General features: G+C 69.3%; 14 protein-coding genes. 5 read left to right on the top strand and 9 right to left on the bottom strand.

Features of this window, described 5'->3' with window-relative positions; translation table 11 throughout:
• The first annotated feature begins 165 nt into the window (after positions 1-165).
• The gene (locus FGD71_RS08960; RefSeq protein ID WP_119100033.1) at positions 166-1,821 is read left to right on the top strand and encodes a PucR family transcriptional regulator; all 1,656 of its coding nucleotides are present in this window, start codon (positions 166-168) and stop codon (positions 1,819-1,821) included.
• 29 nt (positions 1,822-1,850) lie between these two features.
• Here the strand turns inward: FGD71_RS08960 and FGD71_RS08955 are convergent, their stop codons facing one another.
• The 3 genes from FGD71_RS08955 to FGD71_RS08945 are packed head-to-tail and all read right to left on the bottom strand — an operon-like array spanning position 1,851 to position 4,500.
• Positions 1,851-2,387, bottom strand: coding sequence for a cupin domain-containing protein (locus FGD71_RS08955; protein ID WP_119099849.1), 537 nt, complete (start codon positions 2,385-2,387; stop codon positions 1,851-1,853).
• Between the two features lie 35 nt (positions 2,388-2,422).
• Positions 2,423-3,496: a phosphotransferase family protein gene (locus FGD71_RS08950; RefSeq protein ID WP_240436481.1), complete on the bottom strand. Its 1,074-nt coding sequence runs from the start codon at positions 3,494-3,496 to the stop codon at positions 2,423-2,425.
• Entirely contained in the window at positions 3,493-4,500 is a 1,008-nt protein-coding gene (locus FGD71_RS08945; protein ID WP_119099848.1) for a C-terminal binding protein, read from the bottom strand. Before FGD71_RS08945 ends, FGD71_RS08950 begins: the two co-directional genes overlap by 4 nt.
• 728 nt (positions 4,501-5,228) lie before the next feature.
• On the opposite strand from FGD71_RS08945, the gene FGD71_RS08940 reads away from it, so the two are divergent.
• Positions 5,229-6,500, top strand: coding sequence for an MFS transporter (locus tag FGD71_RS08940; protein ID WP_119099847.1), 1,272 nt, complete (start codon positions 5,229-5,231; stop codon positions 6,498-6,500).
• Positions 6,501-6,668: 168 nt separating this feature from the next.
• On the opposite strand, the gene FGD71_RS08935 is transcribed toward FGD71_RS08940, so the two are convergent.
• Positions 6,669-7,493 carry a fumarylacetoacetate hydrolase family protein gene (locus FGD71_RS08935; protein ID WP_240436480.1) on the bottom strand — a complete coding sequence of 275 codons (825 nt, stop codon included), beginning with the start codon at positions 7,491-7,493 and terminating at the stop codon, positions 6,669-6,671.
• Between the two features lie 138 nt (positions 7,494-7,631).
• Between FGD71_RS08935 and FGD71_RS08930 the strand changes: the two genes are divergently transcribed.
• A complete protein-coding gene (locus tag FGD71_RS08930; RefSeq protein WP_119099846.1) occupies positions 7,632-8,651 on the top strand; it encodes a LacI family DNA-binding transcriptional regulator in 1,020 nt (339 codons plus the stop codon).
• A gap of 38 nt (positions 8,652-8,689) precedes the next feature.
• Here FGD71_RS08930 and FGD71_RS08925 read toward each other — a convergent pair whose 3' ends face one another.
• From FGD71_RS08925 to FGD71_RS08905, 5 genes are all read right to left on the bottom strand, one after another.
• On the bottom strand, positions 8,690-10,759 hold the full coding sequence (locus FGD71_RS08925; protein WP_240436479.1) for an amylo-alpha-1,6-glucosidase: 2,070 nt from the start codon (positions 10,757-10,759) through the stop codon (positions 8,690-8,692).
• Positions 10,760-10,977: 218 nt separating this feature from the next.
• Positions 10,978-12,621, bottom strand: coding sequence for a glycoside hydrolase family 13 protein (locus tag FGD71_RS08920; protein WP_119099844.1), 1,644 nt, complete (start codon positions 12,619-12,621; stop codon positions 10,978-10,980).
• Between the two features lie 55 nt (positions 12,622-12,676).
• Positions 12,677-13,510, bottom strand: a complete 834-nt coding sequence (locus FGD71_RS08915) for a carbohydrate ABC transporter permease (protein WP_119099843.1) — start codon at positions 13,508-13,510, stop codon at positions 12,677-12,679.
• The gene (locus FGD71_RS08910; protein WP_119099842.1) at positions 13,507-14,559 is read right to left on the bottom strand and encodes a carbohydrate ABC transporter permease; all 1,053 of its coding nucleotides are present in this window, start codon (positions 14,557-14,559) and stop codon (positions 13,507-13,509) included. Before FGD71_RS08910 ends, FGD71_RS08915 begins: the two co-directional genes overlap by 4 nt.
• Positions 14,560-14,570: 11 nt before the next feature.
• Positions 14,571-15,830, bottom strand: a complete 1,260-nt coding sequence (locus tag FGD71_RS08905; RefSeq protein ID WP_240436478.1) for an ABC transporter substrate-binding protein — start codon at positions 15,828-15,830, stop codon at positions 14,571-14,573.
• 395 nt (positions 15,831-16,225) lie between these two features.
• Between FGD71_RS08905 and FGD71_RS08900 the strand changes: the two genes are divergently transcribed.
• Positions 16,226-17,299, top strand: coding sequence for a LacI family DNA-binding transcriptional regulator (locus FGD71_RS08900; protein ID WP_338120044.1), 1,074 nt, complete (start codon positions 16,226-16,228; stop codon positions 17,297-17,299).
• 641 nt (positions 17,300-17,940) lie between these two features.
• Positions 17,941-19,251, top strand: coding sequence for a phosphopyruvate hydratase (eno, locus tag FGD71_RS08895; protein ID WP_119100030.1), 1,311 nt, complete (start codon positions 17,941-17,943; stop codon positions 19,249-19,251).
• Positions 19,252-19,324 lie beyond the last annotated feature (73 nt).

Genomic DNA, 19,324 nt, shown 5'->3' with positions numbered 1-19,324 from the left:
ACCGCCGTAAGACCGCTCTTGCGCAGGTCAGCGACCCTTGTCACAGTGTCCGGGCACGCAAGGAGGGCAGCCGTGACCGAGAACCACCGAGCCGTGACCGTTTCCGCGTCCGCTGACAGCGACACGGACGCGGACGCGGACGCGGACGCGCGGGAGACCACCGGGATTGGCCTCGCAGGCCCACCGCTCACCGTGGCCGACGCCCTGGCCCTTCCCGTGCTGGCCGCGGGACAGCCACGGGTCGTCACCGGCGAAAGCCGCCTCGACCGGCCGGTCCGCTGGGTCCACATCACCGAACTGACGGATCCCGCCTCCTTCCTCAAGGGCGGGGAACTCGTCCTGACCACGGGCATGCCCCTGCCCGAGGACGCGACGGGCGTGCGCCGGTACGTGGACGAACTCGCCGACATCGGCGCGGCGGCCCTGGTCATCGAACTCGTCCGGCGCTACCACCGCCCACCCGACGCGCTGGTCCGAGCCTGCCGCACCCGCGGGCTGCCGCTCGTCACCCTGTCCAAGGACGTCAACTTCCTGGAGGTCACCCAGGTCGTCCACACCCTCATCCTCGGCAACCAGACGGACGCGATGCGCCGGACCCAGCGGATCCACGAGGCGTTCACCGCGCTGACGCTGCGCGGCGCGGAGCCCGAGGAAGTGGTGCGGGCGGCGGCGGAGATGAGCGGGCACACGGTCGTACTGGAGAACCTGGTGCACCAGGCGCTGATCTGCGAGCCCTCCGGCAACACCGTGGAGAACGCCCTCACCGGCTGGGAACAGCGCTCCCGGGCGACCCCGCCCTGCGATCACACGGACGTGCGTGGCCCCGAGAGCTGGCTCGTGGCACCCGTGGAATACCAGGGCGAACGGTGGGGCCGCGTGGCCATGCTTCTCGGCCCACCCAGTGCATCGGGTTCCGCGGCCGGCGGGGACGTCCGGGATCTCGGGGCTCCCGTGGCCTTCGGGCCCGAGGACGTCACCGTCCTGGAGAGAACGGCGATGGCCCTGACCATCGCCCGCCTCATCCACCCCACACCGTGGGAACGCAGCGCACACCGAAGCGCGTTGCGGGACCTCGCCGAGCGGCGCCACCGCTCCCCCGAGGACGCCCGCGCCCGCGCCGCCGCGCTGGGCCTGCCCACCGAGGACAGCCGCTTCCTCGCCGTCCTCGTCACGCTGCCCGCGGAAACGGAAGACGACGCGGCGGAGCCGGAGACGCTCCTGGCCCGGGAACTTCGGACGGCAGCGGTTCCCGCGCTCGTCGGCGCGCTGGCACCCGGCCGCCTCGGCATCCTGCTCGCCCTACGCCCCGCCATGCCGTGGAGGCCCCCGGTGGAACGGCTGAGTCGCACCGCACTGGACCATGACCCGCGAGCCGTCGTGAGCGTCGGCTCCGAGGTCACCGACCTCTCCGACGCGGCCCGTTCCTTCCGCGAAGCGGCCCGCGTGGCCGAGGCGACCCTGCCCGGCCAGCAACTCCCCGAGGGCAGGTCCTTCCACGAACTGTCCGACATCGGCCTGCGCCGGCTCCTGTACGCGCTCCGCGAGGACATCCGGATCCAGGACTACGCCGAACGGCAACTCGGCCGGCTCATCGACCACGACGCACGCCACGGCACCGATCTCTTGACGACCTTGCGCCACTATCTGGACGCGGCCGGCAACAAGACCATCGCCGCACGCCGCGGCGGCCTGTCCCGCGAGACCGTCTACCAGCGCCTGCGAGCCATCGAGCGTCTGCTCGAGTGCGACCTCGAATCCGGCGAACAATGCACCGAACTGCACGTGGCTCTCACGGCCCTCGACGTTCTGCGAGGCCACTGAAAAGGAGGAAACCGCACGAAGCCGCCGTGTCAGCGGTCGTTCCCGACCTCGGCTCCGATCAGTACGAAGGCCGCGATGACCGGACGGTCGCTGCGATTGCGCCAGGCGTGCCGGGTGCCGTTCTGGATCACGATGTCTCCCGCCGAGAGCGGCGTGCACCGGCCGTCGTCGAGTTCGAGGACGACCTCCCCCTGGAGCACGATGCCGTAGTCGACGGTCGGCGTGGTGTGCATGCCGTCGGGCCCGATGAGCTCCGCGATACCGGGCGAATCGGCTCGCTGCTCACTGTCGAAGGCCACGGGGTCGAACGCCGGGTCGGCCATGGCGGTGTCCGGCGGCATGGTGAGGACGATGAAGCGTGTGCCGCCGGGGCCCGGGAGGAGACTGGTGATCTTCGGTGTGGGGTCCTCCCCGGTCCGGCTGACCGGTTCGCCGGGTTCGGTGGCCCACGGCACCGCGGACACCCAGCCGGGCAGACTGGTGAACTCTCTGGTGCGGGGAACGGGGCCGTCGCTGACGACGACCGATCTTCCGTTCTCGTCATGACCGGTGACGACTCTGCGCATGTGCGGCTCCTCTCGGTCGGGTTCGGACGGGATCCTCAGCTGTTGAGAGCGGTCCGCCAGGCGTCCAGTACGTCCTCCACGGTGGGGGCGAACGCACGGAGCAGGGCCGACGCCACGGTGCGTACGAACAACTTGTGCCGGTCGTCGGTGAGGTACTCCACCGGCGACTTGCCGTCCACGCGTGCGAGCAGCAGCGCCGGCAGCAGCGACGCCGCGCGCGCCTGAAGCGCCGCCCTCGGCTCCCAGTCGGCGCGCCGGAAGTACGCCTCGGCCAGCACCCGGGCGCACCCCAGGAGTTCGGCGCGGCGCCCGCGTACGACCAGGCTCTGGAGGAGCAGATGATTGACGCAGAAGGCCAGGTCGAAGGCCGGGTCTCCGTACCACGCGCATTCGGCGTCCAGCAGCACCGGCTGAGCGGGCCCGACAAGAATGTTCTTGGGGCTGACGTCGCCGTGCACCAGGGCCAGGTGCGTCGCGGCCGTGCGGTCGGCGAGGTCTTGGAGAACGTCGCGCAGCCCGGGGTGCGCGGCCGCGGTGGCCAGCAGGTACGGCTCGATGCGCAGCGCGTTGAAGTTGTCGTCGGTGGCGAATTCCGCCGCGAGTGCGGTGTCCCCGGCACTGGCCGCGTGCAGACCGCCGAGCACCTCTCCGACGGCCGCCGCGGTCTCCACCTCCACCTTTCCGTCGAGCAGTTGCGCCTTCCACACCGGGTACCGCTCGGGGGGCAGGTACGCCATCGCGAAGAGGCCGGCCGCGGCGTCGTGGGCCAGCAGTTCCGGGACGCTGTCCGGTCGGTGTCCGGCCGCGAACCGCATCCACGCCCACTCGTAGGCGTTGCGCGACACCGGCGCCTGCCAGTCGGCGGCGACCCGCAGTTTGGCCAGCGCCCGCTTCACGCACAGGGAGCGCCCTGGCAGGTCCACCCGCCACAGATCGGAGGAGACGCCACCGGCCAGCGGCGTCCAGCGCGCGGCTTCGTCCGGCGCGGCAAGCTTGTTGGCCAGCAGGAAATCGGTCAGCGCGGGCTCAGGTGCGGACGCGGAGACCATGACAGGCCCGGAGACCGGTGTCGGCACAGCAGCCGGTACGGGCACGGAGTTCGAGGTCATCGCCGGTCCCCCGGCCCACCAGCGGCATCGGCGCCGCGGGGGCTGTTGCGAGCGTGGGCCGGCGTCTCGCCCCTCAGCACCCGGACGACCTCCTCGGCGGCGCGGCGACGCAACTCCGTGACCGACGCGTCGGAGGAGAACGCCACATGCGGGGTGAGGACGGCGCCCGGCTGGGCGAGCAGTTCGGCGGGGACGTGCGGTTCGGTTTCCAGTACGTCGAAGGCGGCTCCGCCCAGGTGCCCGCTGTCCAGCGCCTTGACGACCGCGTCGGTGTCCACCAGGCCTCCCCTGCTGACATTGACCAGCAGACCGCCCGGCGGCATCAGTGCCAACTGCTCCGCGCCGATGACATGGTGCGTGTCCCGCGTCAGCGGCACATGGAGGATCACCACGTCGCTGCGGCGCAGCAGCTCCTCCAGTCCCACCATCTCCACCCCCGGAACGTCCTGGGGCGGGTGCGGGTCGTGTGCCAGGATCCGGCAGCAGAAGGCGCCCAGTTTGCGGACCGTGGCGCGCCCGATCCGTCCGTATCCGACGACGCCGCAGGTCAGCGTCGACAGTCGGCGCAGTCGGGCCGCCGCGGGGTCCCAGCGGCCCGCGCGGACCTCCCGGTCGCACACGGCCAGCCCGCGCGTCCAGGCCAGCACCATGCCCACGGCGTGGTCCGAGACCTCCTCGACGCAGTAGTCCGGCACATTGGTGACCCAGACGCCGCGCTCCGTGGCGGTGTCCACGGCGATGTTGTCGAGTCCGACACCGAGCCTGGCCACGATCCGCAGGTCCGGCGACGCCCCGACCGCGGCGGCGGAGACGGGCGCCCAGCAGGTGAGGATCCCCGAGGGGCGGTGCTCGGCGACCAGGCCCTCGATGACCTCGGCGGAGGCGGGCTCGGCGGGGCCGGTCACGAGGGTGAGGCCCGCTTCCTCGATGACCGATCGCTCGACGGTGTCGTCGGGCCAGGCGTAGTCGGTGAGCAGCACGGTGCCCGTGCTCGGTGGTCTCATAACAGGTCGTCCTCGCAGAATCGTGCGGCTCGCGGCGGACGTACAGGCATCTCGCCGGGGCACATCCGGTCAGCAGGATTGATCACCCACACGGCGCGTCGGGCCACCGGGTGTGCCCGGTGGGGGCCGTCGGCCGCCGTGGGTGGGGTGGAGAGGGTCGCTGGGCTTGCGTCGGGTGTCCCTGGCCCTCGTCGACTCGTGGTCGGAACGGAGAGCGCCACAGTACGCCCCTGGTACCGATCACAAGATGCCGGGAGCGTCGGAATAGTTGTCACAGCCACGTGATGTGCTAACGATAGCACTCGGGATTCTCGACCCGTCAAGAGCCGGACGCCCACCATCTCTCACCTGCGCCACCATCGCGGTCGCCGCAGGGATCCGACCACAAAGAGAACGCGGACTGCCGAAGAAATCCGGTTCCCGCATCTTGACGCGCCCCGTACTTCCCTCCATGGTTTCTGCGAGCCCATGACCGTGTGGCCGATAAGTGTCCGCACAGGGTCCGGCTGTCGAAGACGCCACAGCCACGGACGTCCCCCGACGGCGAATACGGCTGGAATTCACGCGCGGCGTTCAGCCGCGTACCGGCCCATCGCCCCTCAGCCATTCGGCGACATCATCGCGATCGCCGACTCGAGTCCGTGTTCAGCTCACCGTTTCTCTCCATCGCCCGTACGGCGTTGGATCTGCCGCGCCCTGCCGTGGCCCTTTCCTCTGGGAGCCGTTCCATGAATCACGCAGCGCAAGTCGAGACGCCCGCCGTGCCCACCCGGGACACGGCGGAAAGCAGCCGGTCCTCCCTTTCCCGCCCCATGGTCGGAGTGGGTTTCCTGTTGCTGATTCTGTCCTACATGGTCAATGCGATGGACCGTCAGGTTTTCCCTCCCCTCCTGCCGAACATCCGCGAGGAGTACGGGTTCTCCCTGGAGCAGGGCGGGCTGCTGGCGACGAACTTCACCCTCGGCATGGCCATCGCGGGCCTCCCGGCGGGCTACCTCCTGGACCGCTTCCGCCGCAAGACCGTGCTGCTGGTCAGCATCGTGATCTACTCCCTGGGCACGATGGCCACTCCGCTGGCGACCGGCCTCGCCGACATGACGGCGTACCGGGTCATCTCTGGCTTCGGGGAGGGCATGCAGTCCGCCGCCATCTTCGCGGCGGTCGGCGCCTTCTTCGCCCACCGGCGCGGCCTCGCCTTCGGCGTCATCGGCCTGGGCTACTCCGTCGGCGTGTTCATCGCCCCGCTGATCGGTGTCCAGCTCATGAACATGCACGGCACCTGGCACTCGCCCTTCTACCTGTTCGGCACAGCCGGGCTGCTGATCGCCGCCGTCTCCCTGTTCCTGGTGAAAGCCGGCCTGACCGAGACCTCCGTCGACGAGGTCGTCTCGACCAAGACCTACGAGTACATGCCGGTTTCCGCCTACAACCGCAACACGGTCGCGCTGGCCGTCCACGCGGTCATCAGCGGTGTGGCGATCTACGGGTTCCTCGGCCTCTACCCGACGTACCTCATCACCTCGCTGCACTACACCGCCGGTCAGGCCGCACTGGCCATGAGCTTCCTCGGTTTCGGCGGCATGACCGCCGTGTTCGGCGGCTGGCTGGGCGACCGCTTCAACCAGCGCAACCTGCTGATCCTGAGCCTGCTGGCCGTCTCCGCCATCAGCGTGTGCATCTACGAGACACACGCCGGAGTGGGGGTGCAGTGCCTGCTCGCCTTCCTCATGGGCGCCTTCGGGCTGGGCTTCATCTACCCCAACACCAACAGCGCGATACAGCGGGCCGTCCGTCCCGGACAGATCGGACGCGCCTCCGGTCTGTTCGTCACCAGTTACTACGGGCCGGCAGCGTTCTCGGGCCTGCTCTTCGCCGCCCTGGTGGACTCCTACGGCTGGGACCAGGCCGGGCTGCTGCAGGTCACGGTCCTGCCGCTGCTGGGCGTCGTGGCCCTGGCCTTCGTCCGCACCTCGCAGTTCAACAACGCCCCAGCCCACTAGCGAACCGGCAGGCCGAGCCGGCCCCGGCGGACTCGTCCGCCGGGGCCGGCTCGCGCCACGAACGGTGCCGAGCGATGCCGAGCGGTGGCACAGCACTGGCCTTGCCGGACCGCTGATGGGTTCGGCAAGGCCAGTGGTGTCTGCGGTGGTGTGCCTTCGGTGGCGCGCTCAGCGCCCCTCGGCCACGACGCGGTTGCGCAGGACGCCGATGCCCTCGATCTCGACCTCGACCTCGTCCCCGGGGCGGATCGGCCCGACGCCGGAAGGGGTGCCCGTCATGATCGCGTCGCCCGGCAGAAGCGTGAGATGGCGGCTGAGATAGCTGACGATGCCGGGGACGGCGAGCAGTAGATCGGCGGTGCTCGCCGACTGCTTGACGGTTCCGTTCACCCGTGTGGTCAGCGAGAGCCGGGACGAGTCGAGGTCCGTGGCGATGACCGGCCCCATGGGCGCGAACGTGTCCTGCCCTTTTCCGATCAGCAGCGCTCCGAATTTGCTTTCCTTGCGCTGGATGATGCGATCGCTGACATCATTTCCGCACGTATAGCCGAGGATGTATTCATGGGCTTCGGAGGGCTTCACATGGCGGGCCTCCTTTCCGATGACGACGACCAACTCGCCTTCGAAATGGATGAGTTCACCGTCGGCCGGATAGACGATGGCATCGCCCGGCCCGGCCATCGCCGTGCTCGGCTTCATGAAGACCACAGGGACTTCCGGAACGTCACGGTCGGTCTCGTCGATGTGCGACGCGTAGTTGTAGGCGAACCCGAAGATCCTGGGCCGCTCCAGCGGCGGCAGAATCCGCACCTCACCCACCTCGTCGATATCGCCCGTGGGGCGTATCCCGGTGAAGGGATCACCCTCGAACCGCGCGATCCTCGCGTCACCGGCTTCGAGTTCTCCGTAGTGACATACACCGCCGATCGAATATCTGACGATCCGCACGGACACCTCCGCACTCAGGCAGCCGCAGGCGGCTGCACGGCTCAACCAGGCAGTGCTAACGTTAGCACGCGGAGGATGATCGGCCCTCCGCCCCCACCTTCCCGTCACGGAGCGCGACGCGAATGCTATCGTTGGCACACGGACGGTAACGGACCGGATCAGCCACTCGAGGGGGCCCACTTCGTGATCACCACCAGGGACATCGCCGAACGCCTCGGGATCTCCGTCTCGACGGTCGGCCGGGCACTCGCCGACGACTCCCGGATCAGCGAGGAGACCAAGTTCCGGGTCCGCCAGGCCGCTGCCGAGATGGGGTACGTCGCCAACCGCGCGGCACGGATGATGCGGGGAGCGTCGAGCAACGTGGTCGCGCTGGTGATCCCGGACATCCGCAACAGCTTCTACTCGGCCATCGCGCACGAGCTGTCCAAGAACATGGAGGCTCAGGGCTACCAGCTCATGCTCTCGGAGACCGACGACGACAGGATGGTGGAACTCCGCCATCTGCGAGAGCTGTCCGCGAACCGCGTGGCCGGCATCATCATCGTGCCCACGGCGCGCCCGCACAGCGACTCCGTCAAGCTCCTGCGCGCGGTGCCGCATCTGCAACTGCTGCGCCGGCACCCCTCACTTGGATCCCAGTGGTTCGGCGTGGACGACCACGAGGCACTGCGACGGGCCACAGCTCACCTGGTGGCGCAGGGACACACCCGTATCGCCTACGTGGGCGGCCCCGTCGAACTGCCCACGGGCGCGGAGCGACTGCGGGGCTTCCGCAGCGCCCTGCAGGAGGGGGGCTTGCCCGACGACGCCGGACGGGCGGAGCTGGGGCCGCCGGCCTCACTCGCGCACGGCCGTGAGACCGTGCGCCGACTCCTGGAGGATCCGCGGGCGCCCACCGCGCTCGTCCTCGGGTCGATCCAGCTCACCCTGGGCGTCCTGGAGGAGCTGTCCCAGCAGGGGGTGAAGGTGCCCGAGGAGCTGTCCGTGGTCGGGTTCGGAGACGAGCCGGGATTCTCCTGGTGGGGCCCCGGACTCACCACGGTCGGCCTGCCCATCGAGGAGATGGCCACGGGGTGCGCGCTGTGGCTGATGCGCCGGCTCACCACGAAGCCAAGCAACGACGGGCCGTACACCTCCGTCTCCCCCGGATCGCTGGTCGTGCGCGGCAGCACGGCACCGCCCGGCGGCCGTCAGGCCTGAGCGGTGGGCCGTCCCGCCGGGGGCGCCGAGACATCGCGTCATCCCCTGACCACCGTCAGTCCTTCCGGCGCCAACGCACTCGTGGTGCCGTCCGCGGCGACCGTGATCTCGAGGGGATGTCCGGCGACCTGGAGTCCCGTCACCCCGAGCGGGCCGTACTCGTGCGCGAAGGTGGGGGCGACCGTGACGGTGCCGCCGGGTACGTCCGCCTCGAGGCCGAGGGCGGATCGAAGCACGAGGACCGACGCGGCCGCGGACCACGCCTGCGGCCGGCAGGAAGCGGGGTAGGGCGCGGGCTGCGCGCCCACTGTGCTGCCATGGCCCGCGAACAGTTCGGGCAGGCGGGCGTCGAAGCCGGCGGAGGCGGTGAGCAGGCCCGCCGCCAGCGGGGCCGCCGCCTGGGGGAAACCGGCCCGGACGAGGCCGTGCACGGCGATCGCCGTGTCGTGGGGCCAGATCGAACCGGTGTGGTAACCGTACGGGTTGAAGCCGGCCGACTCGCTGCTCAGGGTGCGCAGCCCGTGGCCTGAGTCGAGGTCCGAGGCGGTGAGCCGGGCCGCCAGCAGGGCGCTCTCCTCACGGTTCAGCAACCCCGTGCCGAGGAGGTGGCCGAAGCCGGAGGTCACCGAGTCCACCGGCCGCCCGTCGCGATCCAGGGCGACCGCCGGGTAGGGGCCTCGTGCGTCCTCCACCCAGAACCGCTTCCGGAAGCGGTCGGCCAGCCGTTCGGCCCATTCCTCCCACCCGTCGGCTCCCGGGCGGCCGAAGGCCCGCAGCAGTGCCGCCCCGCCCCGCGCCGCCTCGTAGGCGTACGCCTGCACCTCACACAGCGCGATCGGTGGGGCGGCGAGGCGGCCGTCGCGGTGGCGGATGGCGTCGTCGGAGTCCTTCCAGCCCTGGTTGGCCAGGCCCCGGCCGGTCTGGTCGATGTACCTGAGGAGGCCGTCGCCGCCCGTTTCGGCGTGGTCTCGCATCCATGAAAGCGCCGACTCGGCGTGCGGCAGCAGTCGTTCGACCTCCTCGGCGTGCAGGCCCCAGCGCCATGCGTCGTGCAGCAGAGTGATCCACAGGGGGGTGGCATCCACTGTTCCGTAATAGACCGGCGGCAGCACGACCACATCGGTGACCAGCGCCGTGCCGGTGAACTCGTGGGTGGTGCGCCGTACTTCGTGCAGCATCTTGCCCGGTTGCTCCTCGGTGGCCGGGTCGGCGATCCTCCCCTGGCGTCGGGCGAGCGTGCGCAGGGTGCCCGCGGCCAGGTCCGTGCCCAGCGGCAGCAGCATGCGGGCAGCCCAGATCGCGTCGCGGCCGAAGAGAGTCAGGTACCAGGGGGCGCCGGCGGCCAGGAACTGGTCGGCACGTGCTGCCGCGTTGCCGTCGGAGAGCGGGTCCGTCAGGCGCAGCCGGTCCAGGTCCGCGACCGACTGCGCCAGCCACCGGTCCAACCGCCGGTCCGCACTGCGCAGTACGGGAGTACGCCAGGGCACCCGGTCCGCGGGCGCGGCTGGGAACTGGTCGCCGTCGTCGTGCGCGGCCGTGCCGGACAGTAGCGCGCTCCACGACTGGCCGGGTGCCAGTTCGATCTCGTACGACAGCCGACCGGTTGCCGGGTCCAGCTCATCCGGCGCCGGGGTGCTGAGCAGTCGAACCGCGAACCCGCCGCGAGACCAGACCAGCGCGCCCGCATCCTCCTCCGCTTCGGCCGGTACGTCGTCCAGGACGTGGCCGGACTTCACCCGCTCCATCGGCGCGAGGTCGGTGGACGCTCGCACCGTGAGCCGGAAACGGACGTGCCGCGTGCCGTGGTTACTGACCTCGAAGAGCTCCTCCAGACGGCCGGAGAAGACGGTACGCCGCCGGCACAGGGCGACCACCGGATCCGCCGTCACCTCGCCCAGCCCCCGAAGGACCGCCCGGAAGCCCGCCTGATCGGCACCCTCCAGCCCGCCCGAGAGCGGCGCGAGGGCACTACCCTCGACGGCCACCGTCAGCCGGGCCAGCGCCCTGACGTCACCGTGGTAGAAGCCGTCCGCACCACCGTCGAGCTGCCCGTCCGGGTGTGAGACGACAAAGCTCGGTGCGCACAGCGAGATGACGGCGTCGTGCACGAAGGGCTGCAGGCTCCGCGCGACAAGATGGGGCGCTGCACCTGGGGCGCCGGAGGTCTGGGACTGGGTGGTGCTGTCCAAAAGAGATGTGCCTCTCGGGTTGATGTCGGAGCTCGTCGAACTCGCCGAGGACGGGCCAGGGCCTGTCCGGCCGGCGGGGAGTGACACCGGACAGACCCTGGCGGTTCGAGGAGGGCTGTTACGTCTCGTGCGAGCCGCTACACCTTGAGCCAGGCCGCCTGATCGGGTGCCAGCAGAGTGTCTTCGATGGGGCCACTGGCCAGCAGGATCGAGGTGTGTTCGGGCAGCTGGTACGCCTCACCTGAGAGGTTGACGACGCAGACGAAGCCGGGGTCGCGGCGGAAGGCGAGGACTCCTGCCGGGGCGTCGAGCCAGGTCATGGTGCCGTCGCCGAGGGCGGGGTTGTCTCGGCGCAGACGGAGGGCGGTGCGGTACAGCTCCAGCATCGACGTCTGGTCGCCGGACTGTGCCTCCACAGTGCGTTCGTTCCAGTTCGCGGGCTGCGGCAGCCAGGGTGCGGCAGAGTTATCCGTGGGGCTGAAGCCGAAGGGTGCGGTCTGTCCGGCCCAAGGCAAGGGGACGCGGCAGCCGTCGCGGCCTCGGTCGGTGTGGCCGGAGCGTTCCCAGATGGGGTCCTGGAGGACCGACTCGGGAAGGTCCTCGACTTCGGGCAGGCCGAGTTCCTCGCCCTGGTAGACGTAAGCGCCGCCGGGGAGGGCGAGCATCAGCAGGGCTGCGGCGCGGGCGCGGCGGGTGCCGAGTTTTACATCGAAGGGGCCTTCGGGCTGGTAGCGCTCGTTGGACACCCATCGCTTGACGGTCTTGCGGGCGTAGCGGCTGGTGTGGCGCATGACGTCGTGGTTCGACAGCACCCAGGTGGCCGGCGCGCCGACCGCGCCGAGCATGGAGAGCGAGTTGTCGATGACCGTTCGCAGGTCCTCGGGATCCCAGGTGGACATGAGGAAGTCGAAGTTGAACGCGGTGTGCAGGCCGTCCCGGCGGACGTAGGCGGCGAGCCGCTCGGGGGTGTCCGCCCACGCTTCGGCGACGAAGCACCGGTCGCCGGGGAACTCGTCGGCCACCTTGCGCCAGGCTCGGAAGATGTCGTGGACCTCGTCGCGGTCCCAATGCGGGTGGTCGACGTGCTGCCACGGCTGCCCGCCGTCCGGGTCCCGGCGGGGCGGCAGGTCGGGGAGCTGCGGGTGCTTGACCAGTCCGTGGGCGACGTCGATGCGGAAGCCGTCCACGCCACGGCTGAACCAGAAGCGCAGGATCGACTCGAACTCCGCGCGCACCTCGGGGTGTTCCCAGTTGAGGTCCGGCTGCTCGGGGGCGAACAGGTGGAGGTACCACTCACCGTCGGGCAGCCGGGTCCAGGCGGGTCCGCCGAAGGCGGAGACCCAGTCGTTGGGAGCTTCGGCGCCGTCGGCGCCGCGGCCGGGGCGGAAGACATAGCGTTCGCGTTCCGGGCTGCCGGGGCCGCCGGCCAGTGCCGCCTGAAACCAGGCGTGCTGGTCGGAGGTGTGGTTGGGCACGATGTCGGGGATGACGCGGAGCCCGTGCCGGTGGGCTTCCTCGATGAGCTGCTCGGCCTCGGCCACGGAGCCGAACAGTGGGTCGATGGCGCGGAAGTCGGCGACGTCGTAACCGTGGTCCGCCATCGGCGACTCGTACCACGGGTTGATCCAAATGGCGTCGACCCCAAGCGACTTGAGGTAGGGCAGGCGGGAGCGGATGCCCGCGATGTCACCGACGCCGTCGCCGTTGCCGTCGGCGAAGCTGCGGATGTAGACCTGGTAGATGACGGCGCTGCGCCACCACGGTGCTGCGGTGGGGGACATGTGGGTGCGGTACTCCTTGCACGTTGGGGGCAGGAGGGCGGCGGGGCGCCCGGGTCTACTTCGCCGCGCCGGCGGTGAGCCCGGCGACGATGCGGCGCTGGAAGAGCAGCACCATGACCACCAGCGGGATCGTGACGAGGACGCCCGCCGCCATCTGGCTGCCGAACGGGGTCTCGTACGTCGTGGCGCCGGTGAACTTCGAGATGGCGACCGGTGCGGTCTGCATGGCGGGCTTGTTGGTCATCGACAGGGCGATGAGGAACTCGTTCCAGGCCGCGATGAAGGTGATGATCGCCGTGGTGAAGATGCCCGGCGCCGCGAGAGGGATGATGACCTTGCGGAACGCCTGGCCGCGGGTGCAGCCGTCGACCATGGCGGCGTGCTCCAGTTCGTCCGGCATCTGCCGGAAGAACGTGGTCAGGTTCCACACCGCCAGCGGCAGTGCGAAGGACATGCTCGGCACGATCATGGCCTGGTAGGTGTTGATCCAGGAGATGTCCGTGAAGAGCTTCAGCAGCGGGACCACGATCGACACCACCGGGAACATCGAGGTCGCGATGATGAGGGTCAGGATCAGCCGCTTGAACCGGAACTCCAGCCGGGCCATGGCATAAGCGGTGAACGTGGCCAGCAGCAGCGCCAGGACGGTGGTGATGCCGGCCACGATCAGGCTGTTGAGCAGCGCGCGCCCGAACCCCTGCGCCGGGTCGAACACCGCACGGTAGTTCTCGAACGACACCGAAGAGGGCAGCAACGAGGTGTCGAAGATGTCCGAGGTGCGGCGCAGGCTGGAGACCAGCATCCAGTAGAACGGGGCCAGGCAGTAGGCCACCACCGCGAAGACACCCGCGTACAGAAGGCCGCCTCGCCACTTCTCTGTGAGGGTCATGCCGTCACCTCCTTACGGCGCGGTGCCGGGATCCGCAGGCGCCTGCCCTTCCGTTTACGTGTGTCCGCGCCGACGTCGCCGATCAGGTCGGCGCCGAGCAGCCGTACGAAGGTCAGCGCGATGAGGAAGACGTAGAGAAAGAGGAGCACCGAGTAAGCCGAGGCCGGGCCGAAGCGGACGTTGGACGCCTCGTGTTGCGCGAGCATCGACAGGGTCTCCACCGAGTGCTTCTGCGCGCCGATGAGGATGTAGGGCAGATCGAACATCCGCAGCGCGTCCATGCAGCGGAACAGCATCGCCACCAGCAGCGCGGGCTTCACCAGGGGCAGGGTGATGTGCCAGAACTGGCGCGGTGCGCTCGCTCCGTCGATGCGGGCCGCCTCGTAGACCTCCTTCGGGATCACCTGCAGTCCGGCCAGAACCAGCAGCCCGATGAAGGGAGCGGTCTTCCACACCTCGGCGACGATGACCGCGACCTTGGCGTGGAAGCCCTCGGTGGTCCACAGGACCTGGTGGCCGATGAGGGCGTTGGCGATGCCGTCGCTGTTGAAGATCCACCGCCACAGCAGGCCGGAGATGGCCGTGGGCACCGCCCAGGGCACCAGGATCCCGGCCCGGACCAGGCCGCGGCCCCGGAACGCCTTGTGCATGATCAGGGCCATCGCCACGCCGATCAGCGTCTCGAGTGCGACCGTGACGACCGTGAAGAAGGTGGTGTTCCAGAAGGCGTTCCAGAACCGTTCTCCCGCTTGGCCGAGGATGTCGGCGTAGTTGCGCAGCCCGACGAACGGTTCGGTGTCGCTGATGAAGCCGGTCTTCGGGTCCAGGCCCTTGGCCCCGTACAGCGACTCGTTCAACGCCATGAGCGTCGGGTAGAGCACGACGATCGTCAGCACCAGCAGCGTCGGGGACACCAGCAGTGCCGCCATCCGGCCCGAGCCCGCGGTCGCGCGGACCTGCTTTCGCGTGCGTCGGCGGTTCAACGGCCCCGAACTGCTGCCGACGGCGGGGTGAACGGCCCTTCCGGCTGGGGTCTTGGTGTCGGCCATGGCCCCGCTCCTCACTGCGCCGCGTACTTCTGCTGCAGGTCCTTCTGCAGGTTCTTCAGCGCCTGCGCACTGCTCTTGCTGCCGTTCAGGGCGGCGTACGCCTCCTGCTGGATCGCCGCGGTCACGTCGCCGTACTGCACTACCCGCGGGCGCGGTACCGCGCGCAGGATGGACTCCTTGAGTACCGGCAGGTACGGGTACTGCTTGACCAGAGCCTGGTCGTCGTACAGGGCGGTGTACGGCGGGGCGAGAGCCGCCTCCTTGAGGAAGTAGTTCGCGCTCTCCTCGCTGGTGTAGAACTTCATGAAGTCCACAGCCGTGGCCTTGTTCTTGGCGAAGGACGACAGGGCCAGATTGTGTCCGCCCAGGCTGGAGGAGCCGGGCCCGTTCAGTCCGGGCAGCGGCGCGACCGCGTACTTCCCCGCTATCTCGCTCTTGCCGGCAAGGGAGTACACGTACGGCCAGTTGCGCAGGAAGACCAGCTTGCCGGACTGGAACGCCTGGCGGCTGTCCTCCTCCTGGTAGGTGATGCCCTCCTTGGGGATCGTCCCGTCCTTGACGGAGTCGACGAGGAAGTCCAGGCCCTTCTTCGCCTCTGCCGTGTCGACGTCCGGCTTGCCGTTCGCGTCGGTGACGGTGCCGCCCGCGGAGTTCACGGCTTCGGAGAAGTTCACCGTCAGGCCCTCGTACTTCTGGAACTGCCCGGCGTAGCACGACATGTCCTTGGCCTCGGGCAGCTTCTTCACCTTGGCGCAGGCGGACTTCATCTCCGCCCAGGTGGCCGGGGGTTGGGTGATTCCGGCCTTCTTCAGCAGGTCGGTGCGGTAGTACAGCATTCCGCCGTCCGAAGTGGACGGGGCCGCGTACAGGCCGTCGCGGTACTTCGCCGTCTCCACCACCGGCTTCAGCATCTTGTCCAGCGGGAACTGCTTCTCGGGCAGCTGGTCGATCCACCGGTGGGCGGCGAACTCCGAGGTCCACACGACGTCGAGGTAGAGCACCGTGTAGGCGTCGGACTTCGTCTCCGCGTTCTGGATCATCTGCTGGCGCTGTGCGTCCGCGTCCGTCGGCAGTTGGATGAAGGTGACCTTCTCCTTGGGGTGCAGCTTGTTCCAGCGGTCGAGCAACGGCTGCAGGGTGCCGGTGGTGTCCTTGCCGGCCACGAACGTGATCGGGCCGCGGCCCTCGAACGACGTCGCCCCGGTCTGCCCGGAACCGTCGTCGCCGGACGAGCCGCAGGCGGAGAGGAGGAGCCCGGCGGCAGCAAGCACGGCCGAACACTGAAACGCTCTGGTGATCCTGGTCTTCACTGTCTCTCCTGGTCGTGCGGAACCGAAGTCACGGCTGGTCCCCTGTGAGGGAGTCGCTGCCGGGATGACTCTGAGATGGCCTGTTGGTGAGACCGCGTTGCCACTGCGCGTTGTAGATCAACACCACAGGTCAAAGCATTGAGGATCGACTCGAACAGGATTGCTTCGACTCCGCTGAGACAACGCTTGCAAAGTAGGGGTGCGTTTTCCGGAAGTCAATGCGTTACTTCGCGGTAATGCAGTGCGGCGCAGGGAGAAGAGCGCGTCTTATAAGGCTTTTTGCGACCATACGTCTGCCGTGACAGCGATGTCATCAGGGACTGCAAGCGCCGTGTTGTCTGTGCTACCTTCCGCTCATGCCACCAGCTCAGCGGCACCCCACGATGGCTGACGTAGCCGAACGGGCAGGGGTCTCCACTTCCACCGTCTCGCGTACCCTGCGCGGCCTGTCCACCGTTTCACCGGAGGTTCGCGCCCGCGTCGAGGAGGCCGCACGGGAGTTGAACTTCGCCGTGTCGCGGCAGGCTGCAAGCCTTGTCACGGGCAGGACCGGGACCATGGCAGTGCTCGTGCCGACACTCGACTCGTGGTTCATGGGAGCCGCCCTGTCCAGCCTGGCCCCGCTGCTGCGGGCGGCGGGCATGGAACTGAACGTCTACATGATCGCCGACCTGGCTGAGCGCACCTCGTTCTTCGAGCGCCTCCCGGCCCGGCGCAACGCCGACGCGCTGCTGGTGTTCTGCTTCGACCTCACCGACGAGGAGACCACGCGCCTGGACAACCTCGGCATGCCGGTCATCTACGTCAGCCAGCATGTCGAGGGCCGCCCCAGCGTCTACGTCGACGATGTCGTCGGCGCCCGCCGGGCCACCCGCCACCTGATCAACCTCGGACACCGCCGGATCGCCTTCGCGCACACCGCCAACGTCCGTGGTTTCAGCTTCAGTTCACGTGAGCGGCTTCTCGGCTACCAGCAGGCGCTCACCGAGGCGGGCATCCCGCTGGACGACGACCTGGTCGTCGCCACGCCGCCTCGCGACAAGCGCGGCACCACGCAGGCGGTGGGAAACCTGCTGAGCCTGCGCGAACCGCCCACGGCGGTCTTCGCCGAGCAGGACGAACTGGCCGCCTCCGTCATCTCGACCTTGCGCACCGTACAGATCCAGGTGCCCGAACGGGTCTCCGTCCTCGGTTTCGACGACCAACTGATGGCTGAGTGGCTCGACCTGTCCACCGTGGCCCAGTCCCCCTCGGACATGGGCCGCGCCGCCGCCGAACTGGCCCTGGAACTCATCAGCGACTCCGAGGCGGACCGCGGCCGGCACATCGTCCTGCCCACGCACCTGATCCCCCGGGGGACCACAGCCCCGCCGCCCGCCCCTCTGGGCGAACGCGAGGCCAACGGCCCCGCTCAGGGCCGAAACGCCTGAATCAACCCGGGGGACCCACGCCCTCCTGTGCTGTCCGTCCGTCCAGGAAGTGCGTGGATCCGCCGGAGTCCCTGCCGGAGGCCATGGCAGTGTGCGAACGATAGCACCCGAGAGCGACCCGGCCAACGGTTGAGAGCGAACCGGCCATCGCGACAAAGGGAGGTTTCATCAGCCTCTTGACACGGAGCCCTTACCCTTCGCACCATTGCGCTATCGTTAGCACTGCAAGCGTCGCGGTAGCCGAGCAACCCTCGCCACTGCCCTTCGTATCCACCGCCGCGACGACGCCACAACGCGACGAGCCGTAACACGTACATGCGTCGCCCCGCGTCGCACAGAGCCGTACGAGGTCCCGGTCGCGGCCCGGGCCCCGTCACCTCGAGCCGTCAGCGGACACTCCGGCGTGGGATGCGCCCTGAGGACCAGGAGCACCCGAGACTTCCGCGCACCCCAGCACCCCGAGCACCCCGAGCACCCCGAGCACCCTGCGCACCTTGCGCACCTTGCGCACCTTGCGCACCCGGAGCGCGGACGCGCCCCGCGGGAAGCCACACGCCGCCCGCCGAGTCCGTCGGGGAGGCCGGTGGGCACCGGCCACGGACAGCACCGTGATCGTTCAGATTCCGAAAGGTTGCACCGACATGACAGACGCGCGGATCGCCAAGCTCTACGGCCGCAGAGTGTGGGACTCACGCGGTCGGCCGACCGTAGAGGTCGAGGCGCACCTCGCGGACGGTGCCGTCGGACGGGCGATCGCACCGGCCGGGGCCTCCACCGGTCAGGGCGAGGCGCTCGACCTGCGTGACGGCGGCAGCCGCTTCGGCGGGCTCGACGTGCATCGCGCGGTGAGCTCGGTGAACACCGAGATCGCGCCCGCGCTCAAGGAGCAGGACGCGGCCGACCAGGAGTTCATCGACCAGCTGCTGGTGAACCTCGACGGAACCAGCGACCGGAGCCGTCTCGGCGGCAACGCGATCGTGGCGACCTCCATGGCCGTACTGCACGCCGCCGCGGCATCGGCCGACAAGCCGTTGTGGCTTCATCTGTCGGGCGGACGACCGGTGCGGATCCCCCTGCCGGAGATCCAGATCTTCGGCGGCGGGGCCCATGCCGACCGCCGCGTCGACGTGCAGGACTTCATGGTCGTCTGCCCCGCGGCAGGCAGCTTCTCCGAGGCCCTGGACTGGACCGCGGAGATCTACCGGGCCGCCGGCAGCCTGATGCGCAAGGCGGGCAAGACCGGCGGCGTGGCCGACGAAGGGGGCTTCTGGCCGGCGTTCGACTCCAACGAGGAGGCGCTGGAGACACTGACCCTGGCCATCGAGAACGCGGGCTTCGCGCCCTCGGCCCAGGTCGGCATCTCCCTGGACATCGCGGCCTCGCAGTTCGGCAGCGCCGGGAAGTACCGGCTGGCCCTCGACGACAGCGCCCTGGACACGGGTGCGCTGATCGAGATGCTCGGGCGCTGGATCGAGACCTATCCGATCCTGTCCATCGAGGACCCCCTCGGCGAGGACGATCCCGAGGGCATGATCGAGTTCACGCGGCGGTACGGAGACCGTTGTCAGGTGATCGGCGACGACTTCCTGGTGACGAACGCGAAGCGGGTTCAGGCGGCGGCGGCCGACGGAGCGGCCAACGCCGTGCTCATCAAACCGAACCAGGCCGGAACGGTCACCGAGGCGCTGGCCGCCCTCCGGGCCGGGCAGGAAGCCGGTTTCGCAACGATCGTCTCGGCCCGCTCCGGAGAGTCCGAGGACGTCACCATCGCCCACCTGAGCGTCGGCTGGGACGCCGGCCAGCTCAAGGTGGGATCGTTCACCCGCTCCGAGCGCATGGCGAAGTGGAACGAGGTTCTTCGCATCGAAGAGGCTCTGGGGAATTCCGCGGAATTCAGTGGATGGTCGGCATTCACGTTCGCCGGCCCCAAGGCCTCCACGGACGCCTCGTAATACGACCTCAGCACCGTGATACGACGCACGTCGTAAAACGGCCCCGCAGGATTACAGTCATCGAAATCCAGAG

Origin of the sequence: Streptomyces sporangiiformans, assembly GCF_005768555.2 — a bacterium.
Taxonomy (GTDB): domain Bacteria; phylum Actinomycetota; class Actinomycetes; order Streptomycetales; family Streptomycetaceae; genus Streptomyces; species Streptomyces sporangiiformans.
This window is presented reverse-complemented; position numbering and strand designations above follow the sequence as displayed.

What these genes read in the sequence shown, in the direction of transcription:
- FGD71_RS08915 (WP_119099843.1), bottom strand. Translation starts at nt 13,510, where the DNA reads ATGACCCTCACAGAGAAGTGGCGAGGCGGCCTTCTGTACGCGGGTGTC.
- FGD71_RS08950 (WP_240436481.1), bottom strand. Translation starts at nt 3,496, where the DNA reads ATGACCTCGAACTCCGTGCCCGTACCGGCTGCTGTGCCGACACCGGTC.
- FGD71_RS08945 (WP_119099848.1), bottom strand. Translation starts at nt 4,500, where the DNA reads ATGAGACCACCGAGCACGGGCACCGTGCTGCTCACCGACTACGCCTGG.
- eno (WP_119100030.1), top strand. Translation starts at nt 17,941, where the DNA reads ATGACAGACGCGCGGATCGCCAAGCTCTACGGCCGCAGAGTGTGGGAC.
- FGD71_RS08910 (WP_119099842.1), bottom strand. Translation starts at nt 14,559, where the DNA reads ATGGCCGACACCAAGACCCCAGCCGGAAGGGCCGTTCACCCCGCCGTC.
- FGD71_RS08940 (WP_119099847.1), top strand. Translation starts at nt 5,229, where the DNA reads ATGAATCACGCAGCGCAAGTCGAGACGCCCGCCGTGCCCACCCGGGAC.
- FGD71_RS08900 (WP_338120044.1), top strand. Translation starts at nt 16,226, where the DNA reads ATGCCACCAGCTCAGCGGCACCCCACGATGGCTGACGTAGCCGAACGG.
- FGD71_RS08955 (WP_119099849.1), bottom strand. Translation starts at nt 2,387, where the DNA reads ATGCGCAGAGTCGTCACCGGTCATGACGAGAACGGAAGATCGGTCGTC.
- FGD71_RS08920 (WP_119099844.1), bottom strand. Translation starts at nt 12,621, where the DNA reads ATGTCCCCCACCGCAGCACCGTGGTGGCGCAGCGCCGTCATCTACCAG.